At 60.0% G+C, this 18,266-nt stretch carries 14 protein-coding genes; 5 read left to right on the forward strand and 9 right to left on the reverse strand.

Annotated elements, in window-relative coordinates; translation table 11 throughout:
* Positions 1-151 precede the first annotated feature (151 nt).
* The 4 genes from Enr8_RS11915 to Enr8_RS11930 all read right to left on the reverse strand — a co-directional run bounded on the left by Enr8_RS11915 (position 152) and on the right by Enr8_RS11930 (position 6,243).
* Positions 152-3,340, reverse strand: a complete 3,189-nt coding sequence (locus Enr8_RS11915) for a hypothetical protein (RefSeq protein ID WP_146431786.1) — start codon at positions 3,338-3,340, stop codon at positions 152-154.
* Positions 3,327-4,772 (reverse strand): serine/threonine-protein kinase, encoded by a 1,446-nt coding sequence (locus tag Enr8_RS11920; RefSeq protein ID WP_146431788.1) that lies wholly within the window; start codon positions 4,770-4,772, stop codon positions 3,327-3,329. Before Enr8_RS11920 ends, Enr8_RS11915 begins: the two co-directional genes overlap by 14 nt.
* Positions 4,769-5,371: an RNA polymerase sigma factor gene (locus tag Enr8_RS11925; protein WP_146431790.1), complete on the reverse strand. Its 603-nt coding sequence runs from the start codon at positions 5,369-5,371 to the stop codon at positions 4,769-4,771. Before Enr8_RS11925 ends, Enr8_RS11920 begins: the two co-directional genes overlap by 4 nt.
* 152 nt (positions 5,372-5,523) lie before the next feature.
* Positions 5,524-6,243 (reverse strand): lipoate--protein ligase family protein, encoded by a 720-nt coding sequence (locus Enr8_RS11930; RefSeq protein WP_146431792.1) that lies wholly within the window; start codon positions 6,241-6,243, stop codon positions 5,524-5,526.
* 264 nt (positions 6,244-6,507) lie between these two features.
* On the opposite strand from Enr8_RS11930, the gene argS reads away from it, so the two are divergent.
* Positions 6,508-8,472 carry an arginine--tRNA ligase gene (argS, locus tag Enr8_RS11935; protein ID WP_146431795.1) on the forward strand — a complete coding sequence of 655 codons (1,965 nt, stop codon included), beginning with the start codon at positions 6,508-6,510 and terminating at the stop codon, positions 8,470-8,472.
* A gap of 5 nt (positions 8,473-8,477) precedes the next feature.
* Positions 8,478-9,389, forward strand: a complete 912-nt coding sequence (locus tag Enr8_RS11940) for a DNA-methyltransferase (protein ID WP_146431798.1) — start codon at positions 8,478-8,480, stop codon at positions 9,387-9,389.
* A gap of 108 nt (positions 9,390-9,497) precedes the next feature.
* On the opposite strand, the gene Enr8_RS11945 is transcribed toward Enr8_RS11940, so the two are convergent.
* The 4 genes from Enr8_RS11945 to Enr8_RS11960 form a co-directional block, all read right to left on the reverse strand.
* A complete protein-coding gene (locus tag Enr8_RS11945) occupies positions 9,498-10,622 on the reverse strand; it encodes a carbohydrate-binding family 9-like protein (RefSeq protein WP_222434859.1) in 1,125 nt (374 codons plus the stop codon).
* A 15-nt stretch (positions 10,623-10,637) separates the two neighbouring features.
* Positions 10,638-11,786 (reverse strand): dienelactone hydrolase family protein, encoded by a 1,149-nt coding sequence (locus Enr8_RS11950; RefSeq protein ID WP_186767608.1) that lies wholly within the window; start codon positions 11,784-11,786, stop codon positions 10,638-10,640.
* 145 nt (positions 11,787-11,931) lie between these two features.
* On the reverse strand, positions 11,932-13,104 hold the full coding sequence (locus Enr8_RS11955) for a transglutaminase-like domain-containing protein (protein ID WP_146431802.1): 1,173 nt from the start codon (positions 13,102-13,104) through the stop codon (positions 11,932-11,934).
* A gap of 253 nt (positions 13,105-13,357) precedes the next feature.
* On the reverse strand, positions 13,358-13,900 hold the full coding sequence (locus Enr8_RS11960; RefSeq protein WP_146431805.1) for a hypothetical protein: 543 nt from the start codon (positions 13,898-13,900) through the stop codon (positions 13,358-13,360).
* Between the two features lie 156 nt (positions 13,901-14,056).
* On the opposite strand from Enr8_RS11960, the gene Enr8_RS11965 reads away from it, so the two are divergent.
* Entirely contained in the window at positions 14,057-14,956 is a 900-nt protein-coding gene (locus Enr8_RS11965; protein WP_146431807.1) for a hypothetical protein, read from the forward strand.
* Here Enr8_RS11965 and Enr8_RS11970 read toward each other — a convergent pair.
* A complete protein-coding gene (locus Enr8_RS11970; RefSeq protein ID WP_186767609.1) occupies positions 14,953-15,951 on the reverse strand; it encodes a c-type cytochrome domain-containing protein in 999 nt (332 codons plus the stop codon). The two genes, Enr8_RS11965 and Enr8_RS11970, sit on opposite strands and share 4 nt — an antisense overlap.
* 349 nt (positions 15,952-16,300) lie before the next feature.
* Between Enr8_RS11970 and Enr8_RS11975 the strand changes: the two genes are divergently transcribed.
* Both Enr8_RS11975 and Enr8_RS11980 read left to right on the forward strand, forming a co-directional pair.
* Complete coding sequence (locus Enr8_RS11975; protein ID WP_146431810.1) at positions 16,301-16,573, forward strand: hypothetical protein; 273 nt, start codon at positions 16,301-16,303, stop codon at positions 16,571-16,573.
* 363 nt (positions 16,574-16,936) lie between these two features.
* Positions 16,937-18,190, forward strand: coding sequence for a serine hydroxymethyltransferase (locus tag Enr8_RS11980; protein ID WP_146431811.1), 1,254 nt, complete (start codon positions 16,937-16,939; stop codon positions 18,188-18,190).
* Positions 18,191-18,266 lie beyond the last annotated feature (76 nt).

The raw sequence follows: 18,266 nt of genomic DNA on the forward strand, positions 1-18,266 counted from the left end.
TTAAATTCTCTGAGAAGCCGCCCATCGTAGCCCGAGTGCGCAAGCCGAGGGAATGCGTTTCGATGAATGACGAATGCCGAAACCAGAATTGACGAAACGATCAAGACTTCGTCATTCGTGCTTCGACATTCGTCATCTTGTATCTGTGGCGCTACTGGGGAAACTCCAAGCCTTCCGCCTGCTTCTCCAGCAACTTCAGTTGCAGCTCGATGATCTCGTCTTTGGCGTCTTCGCGGGCGTCGTACTGCTGGCGCAGTTTCTTGACCCGGGCTTCAATGTCTCGCGCTTGATTATCGCGCTGCTTCATGTCGGCGGTGAAGACTTCGGTTAACGCCTGACGAAGCTCTTCGCGAGCCTGGGCCTTTTCCGCATCCGTTTTCGCCTTCTCTAGCCTGGCGAGCGCTTGTCGCTTCTTTTGCTCCAGCGGGCGATTGATTTTTGCGTTCGAAGGTTGGGACGACGCTGGAGCGTATTTGGGAGATGCGATCACGTTTGGCGCATAGGCGGGAACCGCATAGTTCGACGCCGCAGAATAGTTGTGCGATGCACCGGATGGCGCCGTCAGCCGGGGAGCAGGGATCGAAAAGTGCGGGCTCGCTGCGCTGGAGTAACCGGTTGCCGGAACATAGGCGTTGGTCGCGCCAGGCGGAGAATCGGGAACCGCGGCAGGGGCAGCCGCCTGCGGGTTCGAGGAGTTTGCGTAACCGGGCGCCCACGCATTGCTGCCGGGAACGCCTGGGGGTTTGAACTGCGAGTTGCCCGCTTGTGTGTAGGGAGACGGAGCTGATCCGGTCGGCGCAAGTGACGCACCGCCGTACGGAGTCGCCGTTGCCTTCCCATAATAGGGCGATGTTGACGCGGAGTTGGAAGGGGGGGCTGCGGGAGATGCAAATTGGTTAGCTGGACCGACGCCAAAGCGTTGTGTCGGCCCATTGGCGTTGGGGGCATTTGGCAGCGAAAATCGGGAACCGAAAGGGGCCGGCGCGGTTGGATTGAACGCGCTCGAATTTCTCGGCATCGCCGCGTTGCCGCCAGGGGCGCCGTAGGGATTGCGGGAGTATCCGGAGCCCGGGACAAACCGAGCAATACCGGAACTATTTGGGCGCGTGTCGGCATGGGGAGTTGCGGTCGCGTATTTGGGAACTGGTTCGCCCAGCGGGACCAACCCCTGCAGCACGAATCGAAATTTCTTCGCACGCAACTCGTCGACTTTCTCCTGCATCGCTTGTTCCGTGACCGGAGGGGCGGCAGGTGAGGTCGGATCGACCAGACTGACAACTTCCAAGTCGACTAGATTGATTCTGCCGGTCAGCGAATCTGGCAAGAATTTGCGTATCGCAAAGTTGCAACCAAAGCTATGAAAGCCCTCCGACGCTTTGGTGATGCCGGTCCCTCCAGCGAAAAGTTGGATGAGTTGGTTGGGCTTGTTGTGGTTGAGCCATTCCATCGAGTAGGTGTTGGCGTCGAGCGGGACGCGGATGGTGACTGATGGCGCATCGGCGCTTTTTTCCACACGCGGCGGATCGAACGCCAGCGCATTGGACGTCGGCGGACTCTTGGAATCGACTAAGCCGACTAACCGAAATCGCGCACCCGCTTCTAGCGCGTCATCGACCTCTTTCTGCGTTAGCTGCTTGCCAGTTTGCGGCGATGGCTCGCTGACCAGCAAGACCGCGACCGGGTGTCCCACAAACAGCTTCGGCGTCGTCGGATGGGGGAGTCCGACGTGCTTCACTTCAATCAGCTGGCATCCGGTCGCCATTTGATAAGCGACGTCGACGGGGCCCGCTGTGCCTGGATCGGCGCCTCTGCGAATCGCGAGAACCTGGATCATCCCGTTGCCGATATTCGCTTCTAACAATTCCTCGTCGACGAGTTTGGGATCGAGACGGACTTCGATGCGACGGGGCTGCGACAGAACATTGGCGTCGCTTGGTTCGCTATTCCCAGCAGGCGCTGTTGGAGCGACAAGTGAGTTCGTCGCTTTCGCGGGCGCCGCCGCAACCTTGGATTCTTCTTGATGCGGCGTCAGCTGAAACTTCTTCCCCAGTTGCTCCAGCGTTTCGATTAGCTTGGGGCTGACTTTTCGATTCTCGCGGTAGTCGAAGCCGATCGGCAGGGCGATCAGCATCTGTTTGTCTTGCAGTTCCCGCGGCTCGTGGCCGATATGGATCAGGCATTGCGTTGCGAACGGGACCGCTTCGCCGGAATCGCTGATCACTTGCACGTCGTACGGCCGATCAACGGTCGCCGGACCGCGAGGATAGTCGGCCCGATCGATCGGCAGCATCACCAGGCGATACGACTCGAGCGCCGGCTCGTCGGAACGCGTGTCGGCTCGCCGCATCATGAACGTCTTTTCGGGGTTGGGATTGTTGGGATCGAACAACCCGTGCAGCGCGTACTTGATTCCATCGGCGAGGTCACTGTCGACGTCGGCCTGCTTCAAGTACTTGGGGCTGGGACGCGGGGCGCCTTTGTCGAACGAAACGATCACTTCGGCCTGGGCTTCGCCGTCATCCTCGTCACGGACTTCTTCAATGCGACAGCCCGTTTCGTAGATCGCGTCAATCGAAGGTTCTCCGTTACGCTTCGTGATCGAGACGTTTTCGTTGCCGACGTTCGCTTGCAACAGTTCCAGCGGAAACTCGTCGGTCTTCAGCGTCAGGCGGAGCTTGATGCGGACTTCCTCCGGCTTGGCCGCCTCGAGACGTAGACCGTCCAGCTGAAATTCATAGCCTTCCTTCGCAAGCTGATCGATCTTGGCCTGGGTTCGCAGGGGAGCATCGGCGTTGGGGAGCGGCGCGGAAACAATCAGACGAGTGCGATCGGGACCAGGGCGGACCTCCATCTCGGCTCGCTCAAGCCGGCAGTTGGCGGCGATCAACGACTCAGTCGTCTCGCCACTGTCGTTGGTCTTCCGGGCGACCACGGCAAACGCCTGGGCCGGCACGACTTCATAGATTTCCCCCAGTGGATAACGATCGGTTTCCAGCGGGATCTCTAGGCGTACGGAAGAGTAGGCGTGGTTGGTTGGTCGCTTTTGTAGCGCGGAAGGGCGGCGAACTGGAGTGGCGCCTGGCGACAGCCCCTGCGGTTCAAGCTGAAGGTCTTGGGCTCGCAATGTTTGTTTCGTTTCCCCTTCCTCCATTCGCGTTTCCGCCGTGACGGCGCCATCAGCGCGAATTATGACTCTCGGCGACTCCCCAGTCTTGGCCGGTTTCGCTTCCGCCGGCTTCGCCTCTTTTTCGTCCTGGGCAAACAACGCCGCACACGCGACCCCTACCACCAACAACGTCGAGGCAGCCGCCAGCCGGCGCATCCACTTACTTTTGAGCATCGCTAGTTTCCTTCCAATCCATTTCGGGGAGGGGCAGCTGTTCGAGCGACTTTAGTTCATCGTCCAAACGATCCAGATCGCCTTGCGTTGGGCCTTCGAGTTGTTGCAAACGGGTCTGAATCGATTCCACGCTTTCTTGTGTGATGGGCGCCCGGCGGCGGGGATCGGCCGGTCGGCGCGTTTGTTGGGCTGTAACGACGAACGTTACTCCGACCAGCACGAACAGCGCCAACGCCGCCGCGCCCGCGAGTAGCCACGGACGCAGCAGCGGCGCCCGGCGCAGACGCAGTTTCCCTTGCTGCAGGTCCGCCAGCAAACGTTCCAGTTTGTTCTGTAGCTCCGCCGCATTGGCGAAGCGGCGATCGGGCTGTTTCTCGAGCAAGCGATCGATCGTCTTCGAAAGCTCTTCCGGGATTTCGGCGTTCGCCTGCATCGCCGGCCGGTGCGGATCGTGGCAGGTTCGTTTGAGGACCGCCATCGGGCGTTCGGCCCGAAACGGTGGGCGCCCGGTCGCCATGAAGTAGAGAACCGAGCCGAGGCTGAACAGGTCTGAACGGTGATCCATCGGGCGGCCGTCCGCTTGCTCGGGCGACATATAGTGCGGGGTGCCGGCGACGACGCCGGTGTAGGTTAAGCTGGCGTCGTCCGAAGCGCGGGCCAGGCCGAAGTCGGTCAGGTAGGCCCGGTCGACGTCATTCTCGAGCAAGATGTTGGCGGGCTTCACGTCGCGGTGGACCAGGCCTTGGGCATGGGCGGCCGCCAAGCCGGAGGCGGCTTGCTGACCGATACGCAGGATCTCCGAAACGCTTAACGGGCCGGATAGGTCGACCCGGGCCTGCAGCGATTGCCCGGCGATGTACTGCATGACCAGGTAAGGATGGTCGACGTTTGACTCGACGTTGTGAATCGGGACGACATGCTCGTGCACGACCGCGGCGGCGGCGCGGGCTTCGCGGGCAAAGCGTTGCCGGGCGGCGCCGATCCGCGACAGGTGAGGCGCAAGCAGCTTGATCGCGACCGGGCGGTGCAGCTCGGTATCAAACCCCTTTAGCACAATCCCCATGCCGCCGACGCCGATGATCCGCTCAACCTCGTAACGGCCAAGGCGCCCGAGCGTCTCGGGATGAGAAGGAGCTTCGAGCATGTCGCGGACGAGGGTCTCGACGGCCCCGCGGCGGTCGGCCGTTTGCGTTTCGACCGAGTGATAGCGATAGATCTCGCCGCTGTTGGTTTGATCGCCATCGACCGGGGTCAGCAACTGCCGCTGCGTATCCCAGAAGGCGTTATCGCCGGAGAGTTCGGTCAGCCGCTGTTGGCACGCGGGGCAATGTTCGACATGCTCAGCCGCCGCGCGAAACGGCGCCGAGGTTTCGTCGCCGTCGAGCAGCAGCAGGAAGTGTTGGTCGGTGCAATGTGAAGAGCCGATCGTCATTGTGATTGCTCCTCCAGGCTAGAAATCTTTTCCCGGATCCGCTTGGTGATCCGGCTACGGGCAATGTAGACGCTGCCGACAGTCATCTGCAGCTCTGCGGCGACCTGCGGAATGGGCGTCGCCTCGACGCTGGTTTTCCAAAAGGCTTGCCATTGCCGCTCGTTGACTTGGCCGCGAACTTGCTCGGCCGCACAGCGAAACTGCTCGCGGCGATATTCCAGGGCGAATAACTGCGTCGACTCGCTGTTGGGATCGGGCAGTTGAGCCAACAGGCCGGCGATCTGGCTGTCGCCCGAGCCAATTCGCTGATGCTTGGGGCGGGTCATAAAGTTGATCGCCATGTTTTGCGCAATCCGAAAGAGCCACGCCTTGAAGGCGCCCCGGTCGTCTTTGTCGACCCACCGACCGACCGCTTTGGCGACCGCGGCTAGCACCTCCTGCACGAAGTCCTCAGCATCGGCCTGCTGCATCCCCTTGCTGCGAGCCAACCGGAATAGCAGCGGCTCATAAAGCTCGATAAATGCGTCCCACGCCTCGACATCGGCGGCGTCAGGCAGCCGGCGGATCAGCGTTTCGCGCGTATCTGGAAGTGGCGGCAAGGTTTAAGTCGCTTCATGCGTGTCGAGAAGAGCGGGCGGAGGCGATTGCCCTCCTATGGTAAGACACGCGGCGGCGGAAAACCTTTCTGGTAGGGAAAAGTTTTTTTGAAAGCGGGGAAACGTGGAATACCTGGCGCCAAAATGCGATGACTCTAGCGCATCTCGTTCCACTCGTCCGTCGCATACCGCTCGGCGACCAGCTTGGCGGTACGCTCTTGCGGCCAATCGACCAGCTGCTGATCGGCGTCCCAGGTTTCGGTCAGGGTGCGCTTCAGCTGTTCGCGCGAAATGGGCAGGTTGGTCACGAACTGCGTGTGGTCGCGCTGCTCTCGATAGTCAGGCGTCCGTGGCGGGTGGCGGAGGCAGTCGGCGATCAGCTCTAAAGGAAAGTCGTACAGCAGCGTGCCATGGTAGAGAGCATGGTCGCGCTTTACCCGCAGGCTGTTGCCGCTGAACTTGCGGTTGTTCCAGGTCAGGTCGCAGGTTCCTTGGAAGGTGATCCCGTCGACATGCGGCGAAAGGGCGGCCAGCATCTTCTCCATCACGTAGCGGTGGCAGAGGTCGATGGCTCGCAGGTCTTCGCGATCGGTCAGGCTCAGCGTGATTGCGTACATTAAGCAGCCGGGCCCAGCGACGATGGCGGCGCCTCCGCTGGAGCGGCGGAGGACCGGCACGCCCAGCTCCGCGCAAACTGGCAGGTTCGCTTCTTCGGCGATCTTCGACGCTCGGCCGATGACGGCCATCGTGGCCGGAGGCTCCCACAGGCGAAGGACGTCGCCGACCAGCTCGCCTGACTCGTTGGCGTCGAGCAGCGCTTCGTCGAGGGCCAAATTTTCTTCCGGCGTCGGTAGCGTGAGATCGAACAAATACATCGGCGGCGTGTCAGGTTGTTGGGAGCCTGGTGCGCGAAAAAGGGGCCAGGTCGCTTTTTCGCGGGGGAGATGTTTCGGGTTGCAAAGCCAAGCGGCGAAAAAGAGACCAGCCCCCTTTCTCACTACCTGAGTGTGGTGGTTGTTCGCTTCAGCGCCCAGGGGCGGGGCTTTCGCGTTCCCTTCTTCAGCCCTTGTAAAATGGAGTCAAACGTCTGAAAATGGCCGTTTGCGCTCTGTCCGATTGAACCCAACTCCTTATGCCGTATGAACATTCTGCAAGTCCTGCGAAGTCGGTTTGACGCTGTCTTGGCCCCCTTGGTTGACGAAACGGCGCCGCTGCTCGACATGATTCGGCCGACCAACGACCCGAAGTTCGGCGACTATCAGGCCAACTGCGCAATGCCGCTGGGCAAAAAGTTGGGGAAAAACCCGCGTGAAATCGCTGGCGAGATCGTCGAGAAAATCGATCTGTCGGACATGGCCGAGCCCCTGGAAATCGCCGGGCCGGGCTTCATCAACATCAAGTTGAAGGATGCCTGGATCGAAGAGCAACTGGCCGCCGCCGTGACCGACGAGCGGATCGGCGTGCCGCTGGTCGAGAACCCCAAAAAGTACGTGCTCGACTTCTCTTCCCCCAATGTGGCCAAGCCGATGCACGTGGGGCACATTCGCTCGACCGTGATCGGCGACTCGCTCGCCAACACGTTGCGGTTCTTGGGGCATGAGGTGATCACCGACAATCACCTCGGCGACTGGGGCACGCAGTTCGGGATGATCATCTACGGCTTCAAGCATTTCCGCGACAACGACGCCTATCACCAGAAGCCGGTCGCCGAGCTATCGCGGCTCTATCGCGAAGTGCGAAAGATCATTGATTTTGTCGATGGTCAAAAGGGGCTGCCTGCCCGCAAGGCGAAGCTGATGGAGATGGCGGCCGAGATTGAAGAGCGCAAAGCGATGCCGCCGACCGGCGACAAAGCGGCCGACAAGAAAGCGAAGAAAGAGCTTGACAAGCTGCAGCGTCAGGCCGAAGAGGTGAGCAAAGAGCTGACGACCGACGAAGCGAAGCTGAATGCATTGGCCGGCGACGCCGAGTTCGCCAAAGTCGCTTCCGAGCATGCCGATATCGCCAGCGCCGTGCTCAACGAAACGGCCAAACTGCATGCCGGCGACGAAGAGAACCTCGCCCTATGGCACGAGTTTCTGCCGAAGTGCCGCGAGGATATCCAGCGGATCTATCAGCGGCTCGATGTGACGTTCGACTACGAGCTGGGAGAGAGCTTCTATCACAACCAGCTGGGGGAAGTGGTCAACAACTTCATCGAGCAAGGGTTCGCCGAAGAGTCGGAAGGCGCCCTCTGCGTCTTCCTGGAAGGCTTCAAGGCGCCGATGATCATCCGCAAAAAGGATGGCGCCTATCTCTACGCGACCACCGACCTGGCGACGATCGAGTATCGAATGCGCGAATGGTCGCCCGATGCGATCTTGTATGTCGTCGACTTCCGCCAGGGAGATCACTTCGACAAGCTGTTCGCCGCGGCGAAGAAGTGGGGCTATACCGATGTGGAGCTGAAGCATGTCAGCTTTGGCACCGTGATGGGAACCGACGGCAAGCCGTACAAAACGCGGTCGGGCGATACGGTTGGGCTCGAAGGTTTGCTCGATGAAGCGGTTGCCCGCGCCGACAAGATCGTCCGCGAGAACGATACAGATGGCCAGCTGACCGCAGAGCAATACGCGGACGTCGCGCAGCGAGTCGGCATCGGCGGCCTGAAATATGGCGACTTGTCGCAAAACCGCGAGACCGATTACGTCTTCAGTTACGACAAAATGTTGGCGCTGCAAGGCAACACGGCGACCTACATGCAGTACGCCTACGCCCGCGTGCAAAGCATCTTCCGCCGGGGCGAAGTCGACATTGCGGCGCTTCGAGAAAGTGGCGCCAGGATCCGCGTTTCGTCGCCAGCCGAGCGGGCGCTGGTGATGAAGGTGTTGCGGTTCCCCGAAGCGCTGAATGACACGGTCGTCGACTATCGTCCAAACCAGCTGACGATGTTCCTGTTTGAAGAGCTGGCCAAGTCGTATTCGACCTTCTTCGAGCAATGCCCGGTGCTGAAGGCGGAGACCGAAGAGCAGAAGCAAAGTCGGCTGTTGCTTTGCGATCTGAACGCTCGGGTGATAAAACAGGGGCTCGCGTTACTCGGGATTTCAACCGTCGACAAAATGTGAGCCGTATGTCGCGAAGGGACTCGCCTGCCAAATCGAAGAAGTCGCCCTCCCCTCCCCCGCTCGACTCGATCGCGTGTGGGGATGCGACGCAGGTCATCGCCGCGTGGCCCGATGAGTTCATCGATACGGTGATCACCAGCCCTCCCTACTTCCAGCAACGCGACTACGCCGGCGACGATCAGATTGGGCTCGAGAAAACGCCGGGTGAATATATCGAGCGTCTTATCGCCTTGTTCGCCCAGGTGCAGCGCACGCTGAAGGCCAGCGGTTCGCTTTGGGTGGTGCTGGGCGACAAGTATGTGAATGGCGAGCTACTGGGGATGCCGTGGCGATTTGCCCTGGCGATGAAGGACGCCGGCTGGATCTTGCGGAGCGACGTCATCTGGCAAAAGCCGAATGCGATGCCGTCGAGCGTGAAGACCCGCCCCACCACCGATCACGAGTACGTCTTTTTCTTCAGCAAGAGTAAAGAGTACTACTACGACGCCGACGCGATTCGCGAGCCGCACGTCACGTTCAGCGACAAGAGCCAAATGAAGGGAGGCCGCCGCCACTTCAACCAGCGCGGCGGCACGCCCGAGGCAGGCAAGAACGGGGGGGCGTCGAACTTGCACGATGGCCGCTGGGATCAGGCCTTTCATCCCCAGGGACGCAACAAACGAACCGTCTGGTCGATTCCGCTTTCTAAATTCCGCGAAGCTCACTTCGCCGTCTTCCCCGAGCGGCTGGTCGAAACCTGCCTGCTGGCGACTTGCCCGCTGGAGGGAATCGCGCTCGATCCCTTCATGGGAAGCGGCACGGTCGGCGTGGTCGCCCGCAAGCTGGGGCGACACTATCTGGGTGTTGATCAGTCGGCCGAGTACTGCGAGATGGCGAGGCGCCGCCTGGCGAAGGAAACCGAGCGGGTGCTGTTCTAGAGCGATTTTCTGATAGCAGTAGCGTTTCTGGCGTTAGTGAGGCAAGCTGGTCAAGGCGACCACAACCAGCCAGAACGATACAGATGGAGGAAAACCGCTCTAGCGCCGCTATTCCGCCGTCTGCTGTTGCAGCAGCGAGTTCTGATCGATCACCCAAGTCTCGCCGCCTGCTTCTTTGGGCGTTTGGATCGAAGCGTGAAACGACAGAGGCGTCGCCGTCAGCTTGATCTGCTGGAGGAAGTCGCTCTCCAGATCGAGATCCGACAGCTCGGCCGCGTACGTTCCGTGCTGCTCGAAATAGGCTTTCTGGGCGTAGTAGACTGAGTGGAGCAGCGTCTTGTAGTCCCGCGCTGGATCTGGCTTGAACTTGACCGAGCCGATTGGCTGCGTCGAGAAGAACGCCTCGCCCCAGGTCTCGGGACGATGCATGTTGATCACGCCCTGTGGCGACCAGACCCAGTTGTGTTCAGGGCGGTTGGGGACCTTCACCGTCTTGCCGTTTTCGACCACGACGTCCCACTCAACTCGCGAGAAGTCAATCCGCAGTCGATCGCCGTCGGTCGGCGGAAATTTGGCGGTCGACAGTTCCTGTAGGCCCTTCCAAGGCCAGGCGATCTCGACGGTCCACCCTTGGTCGACGTCGCTGGGGTCGTTGAGGGTGCCGTTGACCGAAACGGCCGTCTTTAGGCGTATGATCTCCCACCCGTTAACCGCCTTGCCGCCATCTTTGTACGGCATGGTCAGCAGCAGATCCCAAGTGGTGTTCAGGGCGTTCAGTTCTAGCTCGGCGTACATGTGGTTGTCGCCGTCGGGATCGATGAAGACTTCAAAGTCGGGGTCGTAAAAGATGACGGAGTCGTGTTCGGTCAAGGTCGCCCAGACATTTGGCTCGTCGAGCTGCGCGGCGATGTAGAGCGCTTGATCGTCCCACATCATCTTCATCCGCGTTTGGTGGCGCGGCGGCGTTGGGTGGTCCGTTCCTTCGATATCAACGAACGGCTCGCTCCAGGGGATCTTGTCCCATTCCCCATCGCTGAGCTTGCCGTCGATCTTGGGCGCCTTGGCGGTCTGGTAAACGACATAGCCGCGCGGCTGAATTTTCGCTGGCGATTCGGCCCACGTCGGCGAAGCCAGGAATAGACCGGCAAAGGCGGCGAGCGCCGCCGGAACGAAAAGCGAATTCAAGCGGCACATCAGGTCGGTCGTATTGCGAAGGGAATGGCGGACAATCACGAGAGCGTTGCAGAGTTAGTCGGCCAGCTTGACCTGAACTTCGGCGTTGAACATCAGCAGCGGATCGCCATAGCTGAGCAACGTTCGCAGCATCACGCCGATCGTGCGTTCCGCTTCTCCCTGGAAGAGCGTTTGCGAGCCTTGTTTGACTTCGATTGGCTTGTCGAGATTGACCATCCGGTCGTCCAGGCGAATCAGCAGGTTGGTCACGTTCTCCGCTTCGCTGACGTCAAACTTCTGACCTTCGCGCGTGGCGACGACCAGGCTGCCATTCTTGGCTTCGTCCGCGGGCACGGCAAGCCAGTACGATTGCTGGTGCGGCGTACCGGTCTGTTGCCAAACGATCCGTTGCGGCAACGGATCGCGGGTGAACTTGGCCATCCAGGGTAACGCCTGCGCGTCGAGCCGATCCATCCAGTGCCCTTTTCCCGGGTAGATCTGCACATCGTGGACGTAGCCTGCGGGATCCGTCTTTTGCAACTCGTCGAGCTTCTTGCCATACTCGGCCGCCACCTTGTTCCGATCGAAGGTGCCGTCGTTGCCACCCATGTGAATCGAAAACGGCGTGTTGCGGAGCGAGAGGAGCGAGACGCCGTTGGGGTGCCCGGCCATCATCGAAGCGGCCGCCCAACGATCGGCCATCCGCGGGGCCAGTTGGTAGACGCCGTCGCCGCCGGCCGAATAACCGAGCAGATAGACGCGGTTTGGGTTGACCCCATGCGTCACGATCAGGTCGGCGATCAGCCGATTGAACATCGTGTCGATGTGTCCTTCGTGCCACAGGTTCCAGGTGTTGGTCGGCGCCCGGGGAGCGACGTAGATCCCTTCTTCCAGCTGATAGAGCCGCTTCTGGTTTTCCCACTGCTGATCATTGATCGCGGCCGGGGCGCCGCCGCCGCCATGCATCGAGATCCACAGGCTATACCCGTCTCGCGGCTTCTTGCCGAAGGTGATCAGCTCGAACTTCATTTCGAGCTCCCCGTCTTTGATGACTTTATCTTTCACCTCCTGCGCACGTTCTTTCAGCATCGCCTCGCCGTGCGCTTTCAAGATCAACTTGCGAGCGGTCGCGGCATCGAGTTTGGTGAGCGGTACGTTAGCGAAGCCTTCTTTCTCGAGCGCTGCAAGCGATTCAAGCGACGGCGTGAGCTGCTTCTTCAGCATGTCCAGCGCGTCAGACGAGGTTTCTGCAGCAGACGACGTGAAGGGAACGGTCGCGAAAGCGAAACAAACGAGAGCGACTAGTCGACGTGGAAGCATCAGCGGTGCATTTCTCAAATGGAGGAGCAAAGAGGCGAATCGGCGAAGACTACGAGCCAGCGGGAAGTTGGATCTCGACGACAGTTTCTTCTCCGGCAGCGGGAGATTGTACGGTCCGTTCGATGCCTTCGATCACCAGCGTGAACTCAGTCTGTGGCGGAAGGTCGAACCCGAGAAAGTGGTTCAGGTCGACCGATTCACCTTTCGAGCGGCCTGAGTGGAGCGGTTTCTGTTTGCCCGGCGTTTTGACGGCGACATCCGTGGCGACCCGTTTGCCTTGGGCGTCGACGACCTTGACCGACAGCTTGCTGGTCTTGGTGGCGATTGGGTCTTTCGGTTTGTAGCTGCGGGTGACGTTGACGGCCGAGACGGTGCGGTCTCGCATCGACCAGACCATCGGGAACGGCGTCTTCGTCTTGCCGAAGCTGGCGGCGTAGATCGCATACTGCGGGCTATCTTCCTTCGCTTTGGCCGCTTCGCCAACAAACCAGCCGACATCCAGGCTCTTTGCGTCGCCTGCTTCGCAAGCGCCGGTAAAGTGCCAGCCGTCGTCCCAGATCTCAACCCACGTATGGTTGCCTCGGTTGTTGGTCCACAGCGGCGTGCCGACGACGCGGGCCGGAATCCCGGTCGCCCGGCAGGCGTCGACCAACAAGATCGACAGCCCCGTGCAACTGGCGACGCCGCTTTCCATCGTTTCATCCGGTCCCTGGTTAGGGGCGCGGCGTTTGGTCGAGTATTTGACGTTGAGCAGTGGGAACAACTCTTTGTTCAATTTGAGCGCCGCTTCGGAAGCAGTCTTACAGTCCTTCACGATCGGCATGCTTAGCGCGAAGAGCCGTTGTCGCCAATCGTCGCGCTCTTCGTCGAGATTTGCGTACGGCAACACGTCGTTCAAGAAGATCTCTTCCGGAACCTGCTTGCCCCAGGCCGTTTCGTTTTTCGCCTGGTACGCCAACTTGCAGTTGCTCAGCAGAAAGTCGCTGGTCAGCGAGCGGAGATCCTGATCGGGCATGTTGGCGATCAGGAAGGCCATGCCGCCGCGCTGCGCTTCGGGCACGTCGGCAAGCGCCTTCCGCAACTCGGCCCGGTTGTCGCCTGCTTGGGAGAGCGCCTTGGCGACGTCCTGATCCCACCAGCGCTCAGCGGCCGATAGCGAAGTCGCCATCGTGAGCGAAAGCAGGACGGAGGAGAATAGCGTCAGGAAATTGGATTTTATCATGGTTTTCTACTGCGCGACGCCGCATAGAAAGGAAGGAGGGAACCTCTCGCCCCTTATAAACTGCTGTAGCACAAAAAACAAGCGCTCGGCGCGATATTCCCGGAAGGCCGTACTTGCGAGGGAGTCGCAGCGAGCAATGACAGGAAAAGCCTGTAGTTTTGCTGATAAACTTGCCGCCAGCGCAGGGCGAAGCGTTGTCGGCGATTGGTAATAGCGCAGGTGTGGGAAGAGGTGCGATGCGACGTCCGATCGGTTACGCGTCATCGTTGTTGAAATAGCAATCCACAATCCGCTTCGCCTCTTCACGCGAAAGCGCCTGGGGCTCCAGCACGTTCCAGACTGTATCGTGGCTGGCTGTCAGACAGGCGGCGATGCAGCGGTAGATATCTTGCCGTCGATCGGCCGATGGTTCGTCGGCGGCGAATTGGCGATAGACCTCACCAGCATGCAACCAGACGGCGATCTCTTGGGCCGGATCGGCATCACGGCGAAAGCCTTCTTCCCACTGATCGAAGCTAAGCGCGTAATGCTCGGCGAAGGTCGCTTGAATCTGCTCGATCATCTCGCGGACTTCGTCGTCAAACGGTTCGTGTCGCAGTGGGCCCTGTTGAACATTATCGGGCAAGATCCAGACGACCTCGTCGATCCCCTGCACCTGAACCTGGATGGCGCCGGGGCGTAGCTCTCGTTTGGGAATTCGGACCGGGTGCTCCGCTTCGACGTCATAGAACAGCACAGTGTCGTTGGAGGAATCGGTCCTCGGAAAGAGCCGCTTCCACCAATCCCCCAAGCCCATGCCGTTTCCCGTTGAAAATCGCTTGTCGTTTCGTGACTATTGTAAATTTGCTGGCCGCCGACCGGAACCTCTCGTCCGTTTTGACAGCAGGTCGGGTTCGATCTATGTTGCTATGCTATTGTAGACAATGTCTTCCGGCCCGCAGGAGCCTTCTCGATGACGCGTCTGATTTGCGCCGCCTTGATTCTGTCCGTGTCGACGTTTGCGTCTTTTGCCTTGGCGGACCAGCCCTACGTCGTCACCGCGCCGCCCGCCGAACTGAAGGCCGATCCCTACTACGGAAAGTATGTTGACGCCGGCGGGTATCCGATTTTGGCGGCGGCCGCGGTTAATGATTACGCCCTGAAGGAAGCGGCGTTCTTGATCGAGCAAATGCTGGCGAAACGACCTGATGTGAAACAGGCGATGATCAGCAGCGGTTCGCGGATGTTGATCATCGGCTACGACCAATACACGACCGACCTGCCGGAGTTCGCCCACTTTCAGCCGAAAGAATACTGGGATGCCCGGGCTCGCGGAACCGGCGGTTCGCAGACCGATCCGTATTGCACCTGTGGCGAAGAGAACTTGCTTGGTTATCCCGGCGATCCGTACGCGGCCGAGTGCATCCTGATCCATGAGTTCGCCCACAACATCCACTTGCGCGGACTGGTGCGGGTTGATCCAACTTTCGACGATCGGCTGAAAGCGACTTACGACCGAGCGATGGAAGCGAAGCTATGGGAAGGGAAATACGCGTCCGTGAATCACCACGAGTATTTCGCCGAAGGGGTGCAGTCGTGGTTCAACAACAATCGCCCACCCGACCATGATCACAACCATGTCGACACCCGGACCGAGCTGAAAGAGTATGACCCGGGCCTGGCGAAGATGTGCGAAGAGGCGTTTGGCGAGACCGAGTTGGTCTACACCAAACCAACGACGCGGCTCACCGGGCATCTGGCTGGGTATGATCCGCAGGCATCGCCGAGCTTCGCCTGGCCCAAGCGTCTCGATAAGGCTCGGGCCGATATTCGCCGTAGTGCGGAGAAACGCTTGACGAAAGAGAGCGACTAGTCCTCGGGAGTGACCGTCTCGGTTTCTTCTTCGACCACGACTTCCTCTTCAGCAGGCGCTTCTTCGGAAGTCGATTCTTCTACCGAGGTATCGGCGTCCGCGACAGGGGTGCTGGGGAAGAGCTTCTCGTACTCTTTCTCGTAGTGCCCTTCGCCGTAGACCAGTTCCCCCCCTTGGAAGCCGACGATCGACGTGCCGATCGCGACCAGGCAGCAGCCGACGAACCAGATGATTTTCTTGCGATAGTTCTCTTGCTTGTAGGCCGAATAGGCGATCGGAACCATGATCAGCGAAAAGACGGTAACGGCAATCCCCAGCCAGCGATGCCGGTCGATCGGGCTGGAGACGAGATCGAGGGAAACGTTGCCGTGTCCTTCGTGCATGGCATAGGCCCAACCCATGATGCATGCGGGAACCGCCGCCAAGGCGCCAACCCACAAGCAATGGAACGCGGCCGACTCGAGCGGTTTTCCCAGGAAGAACGACATCCCGAGGAAGATCATCGACATCGACAACAGGGCGACCGGAAAGTGCGTCGACGCCGGGTGGAACAGGCCTTGGAAGATGAACAGCTTCGCCAGCGTGCTTTGCGGCGGCGCAGCTTCTTCGTGCTCTTCGACCGGACCATTCGCCTTCCAGTTATGATTGGCGCCTTCTTCGATCCACAGCTTGATGATCGCCAGTTCGCCCGGCGACATGCCGCCATCGGGATGGTCGGGCGACGGCGGCGGCATCAACATGTCGGCATCGTCGGTCACCAGGTAGTCGGTCCAAAATCCACTCGACTCCAGATCGCCCGGCTCGATGTAGTAGCTCATCGTCTCGGCGTCATCAACGCGGAAATCGTTCTTCGCTTTGTTGGGACCATGGCAATCGATGCAGCGATTTTCAAGGATCGGCTGCACGTCGCGCGCAAAGTCGACGATCTCTTGGGCCTGAGCGGCGACCAACAGCGTGGGGCAAAGCAGGATGGCAATCAGAATGCGAAGAGGCATAGCGCTTCCTGGAAATCCGTAGGTGACTGCAGTTGGGTAGGCGGGACGCGGCAAAACTGCGGGCATTTTGGGTGGGATCATGTTGCGGTGGGAAGTTCCAACTTAGTCTATTTTGGCGCTGATGGAAACAGAATTGGAACCAAGGCGCGGTCGAAAGCCGCCGGTATCGGAAAAAGTCGGCAACTCTTCAAGTCCAATTCTACTAAGGACTTCAGGTTCCTGAAAACGATCTCAATCGCGGGTCGCATCGTTTCCTAAAATGCGCGAAGTGCGGCCGAAGTGATTAGTTCGCTGCCTACAGGTTTGTTGGTCGCAAGTATGGCGATGTCCCGATATTTTAATCTGTCTGTTGTCGTACAGTGTGGGTAACGACGGCGGCCATGATTGGCACCAAGATGATCAGGTCAATCGCGATGAAGGGTACGCAACCCATTTCATCGCCAACGAGGCGGTTCGCCTGATTCAAGCTCGCGACAAGAAGAAGCCGCTGGATGGCAAAGACGTCTGGCCGGCGATCACCCAGGGAGAGCCCTCGCCACACGAAGTGATCGATTGCAACATCACGCCGACCAGCGCGGCCGCAACCAGCCAGAACGATACAGATGGAGGAAAACCGCTCTAAGCGTCGACCTCGGCGAGCAGACGAACCTGGCGACCAAAGACGCGAAAAAGCGAATCGAACTCCGCGCCCGTTTCGATCAGCTGGCCGCCGAAGCGGCCCCGGCTCAAAACGCCGGACCGCAGCCGAAGAACTACCGCGTTCCGGCTGTCTGGGGCGAGGCGAGGGAGTGAGACGACCGAAAAACGCCGCCAATAGCGTCTGTTCCCCTCCATTTTTGCGGTGACTGCGCCGCTTTTCCCGCTGCTCGGGCGATTGACGCATCGCGACTCCCCCCCGACAATGACGGATTCTTCGGTCGCACCGGAAGAGGCTTAGGGCCCAGTCGCGACCATTTCCTTTCGCCCCGCTTTACTGCAATACGCTATGAATCTCATTAAGCAGAATGACCCCGCGGTTTGGGAAGCGATCGCTCACGAACAGCGCCGCCAGGCGGAAGGGCTTGAGCTGATTGCGTCGGAAAACTACACCAGCGCCGCCATCCAACAGGCCGCCGGATCGGTTCTGACCAACAAATACGCCGAAGGTTACCCGGGGCGTCGCTACTACGGCGGGTGTGAGTTTGTCGATGTCGTCGAACAACTGGCGATCGACCGGGCCAAAGAGCTGTTTGGCGCCGAGCACGCCAACGTCCAGCCGCACGCCGGATCGCAGGCCAACTTCGCCGTCTATCTGACCGCGGTCGAGCCGGGCGACACTATCCTGGGTCTAGACCTGGCCCATGGCGGTCACTTGACGCACGGCATGAAGCTGAACGTCTCGGGGCAGCTGTACAACTTTGTCAGCTATGGCGTTGATCGCGAGACCCAGCGGCTCGACTTCGATCAGATCGCCAAACTGGCCCGCGAGCACAAGCCGAAGCTGATCGTCGCCGGCGCCAGCGCCTACCCGCGAGAAATCCCGCACGACAAGTTCGCCGAAATCGCCGCCGAAGTGGGCGCCAAGCTGTTTGTCGACATGGCGCACTACGCCGGTCTGGTCGCGGGCGGCGTCCACAACAGCCCGGTTCCCTACGCCGATTTCGTCACCACGACGACTCATAAGACCTTGCGTGGCCCGCGCAGCGGTTTGATCCTCTGCAAAGAAGAGCACGCCAAGCTGATCAACCGCAACGTCTTCCCCGGCACCCAGGGCGGTCCGCTGATGCACATCGTCGCGGCCAAGGCGATCTGCTTTAGCGAGGCGCTCGATCCGTCGTTCAAGGACTACGCCAAGCAAGTGGTCGCCAACGCCAAGGCACTGGCCGAAACCTTGATGTCGGGCGGCATTCGCCTGATGACCGGCGGTACCGAGAACCACCTGATGCTGATGGACGTCACGTCGATCGGCACGACCGGCGCGATCGCCGAAGCGGTGCTCGACCAATGCGGCATCACGGTCAACAAGAACATGATTCCGTTCGACGAGCGAAAGCCGATGGACCCCAGCGGCATCCGCGTCGGTTCGCCCGCTTTGACGACCCGCGGCATGAAAGAAGCCGAGATGAAGCAGGTCGGCGAGTGGATCCTGAAGGCGCTGAAGTCGCCGGAAGATGAAAAGGGGCACGCCGCCATTCGGGCCGAAGTGCTAGAACTGTGCAAGAACTTCGCGGTGCCGGCCGCGCCGGTCGAGATGAGTTAAGAGTTGTGCGAGAGCGAAAACCAGCCAGAAAGAGCCCCGTGATGGGGCTCTTTTTTTGTGCGCATTTCGACGACGC

The organism is Blastopirellula retiformator, assembly GCF_007859755.1.
Lineage (GTDB): Bacteria > Planctomycetota > Planctomycetia > Pirellulales > Pirellulaceae > Blastopirellula > Blastopirellula retiformator.

Coding starts and splice junctions, on each gene's coding strand:
- Enr8_RS11915 (WP_146431786.1), bottom strand. CDS start 3,340: ATGCTCAAAAGTAAGTGGATGCGCCGGCTGGCGGCTGCCTCGACGTTG.
- Enr8_RS11920 (WP_146431788.1), bottom strand. CDS start 4,772: ATGACGATCGGCTCTTCACATTGCACCGACCAACACTTCCTGCTGCTG.
- Enr8_RS11930 (WP_146431792.1), bottom strand. CDS start 6,243: ATGTATTTGTTCGATCTCACGCTACCGACGCCGGAAGAAAATTTGGCC.
- argS (WP_146431795.1), top strand. CDS start 6,508: ATGAACATTCTGCAAGTCCTGCGAAGTCGGTTTGACGCTGTCTTGGCC.
- Enr8_RS11940 (WP_146431798.1), top strand. CDS start 8,478: ATGTCGCGAAGGGACTCGCCTGCCAAATCGAAGAAGTCGCCCTCCCCT.
- Enr8_RS11950 (WP_186767608.1), bottom strand. CDS start 11,786: ATGCTGAAGAAGCAGCTCACGCCGTCGCTTGAATCGCTTGCAGCGCTC.
- Enr8_RS11955 (WP_146431802.1), bottom strand. CDS start 13,104: ATGATAAAATCCAATTTCCTGACGCTATTCTCCTCCGTCCTGCTTTCG.
- Enr8_RS11960 (WP_146431805.1), bottom strand. CDS start 13,900: ATGGGCTTGGGGGATTGGTGGAAGCGGCTCTTTCCGAGGACCGATTCC.
- Enr8_RS11965 (WP_146431807.1), top strand. CDS start 14,057: ATGACGCGTCTGATTTGCGCCGCCTTGATTCTGTCCGTGTCGACGTTT.
- Enr8_RS11970 (WP_186767609.1), bottom strand. CDS start 15,951: ATGCCTCTTCGCATTCTGATTGCCATCCTGCTTTGCCCCACGCTGTTG.
- Enr8_RS11980 (WP_146431811.1), top strand. CDS start 16,937: ATGAATCTCATTAAGCAGAATGACCCCGCGGTTTGGGAAGCGATCGCT.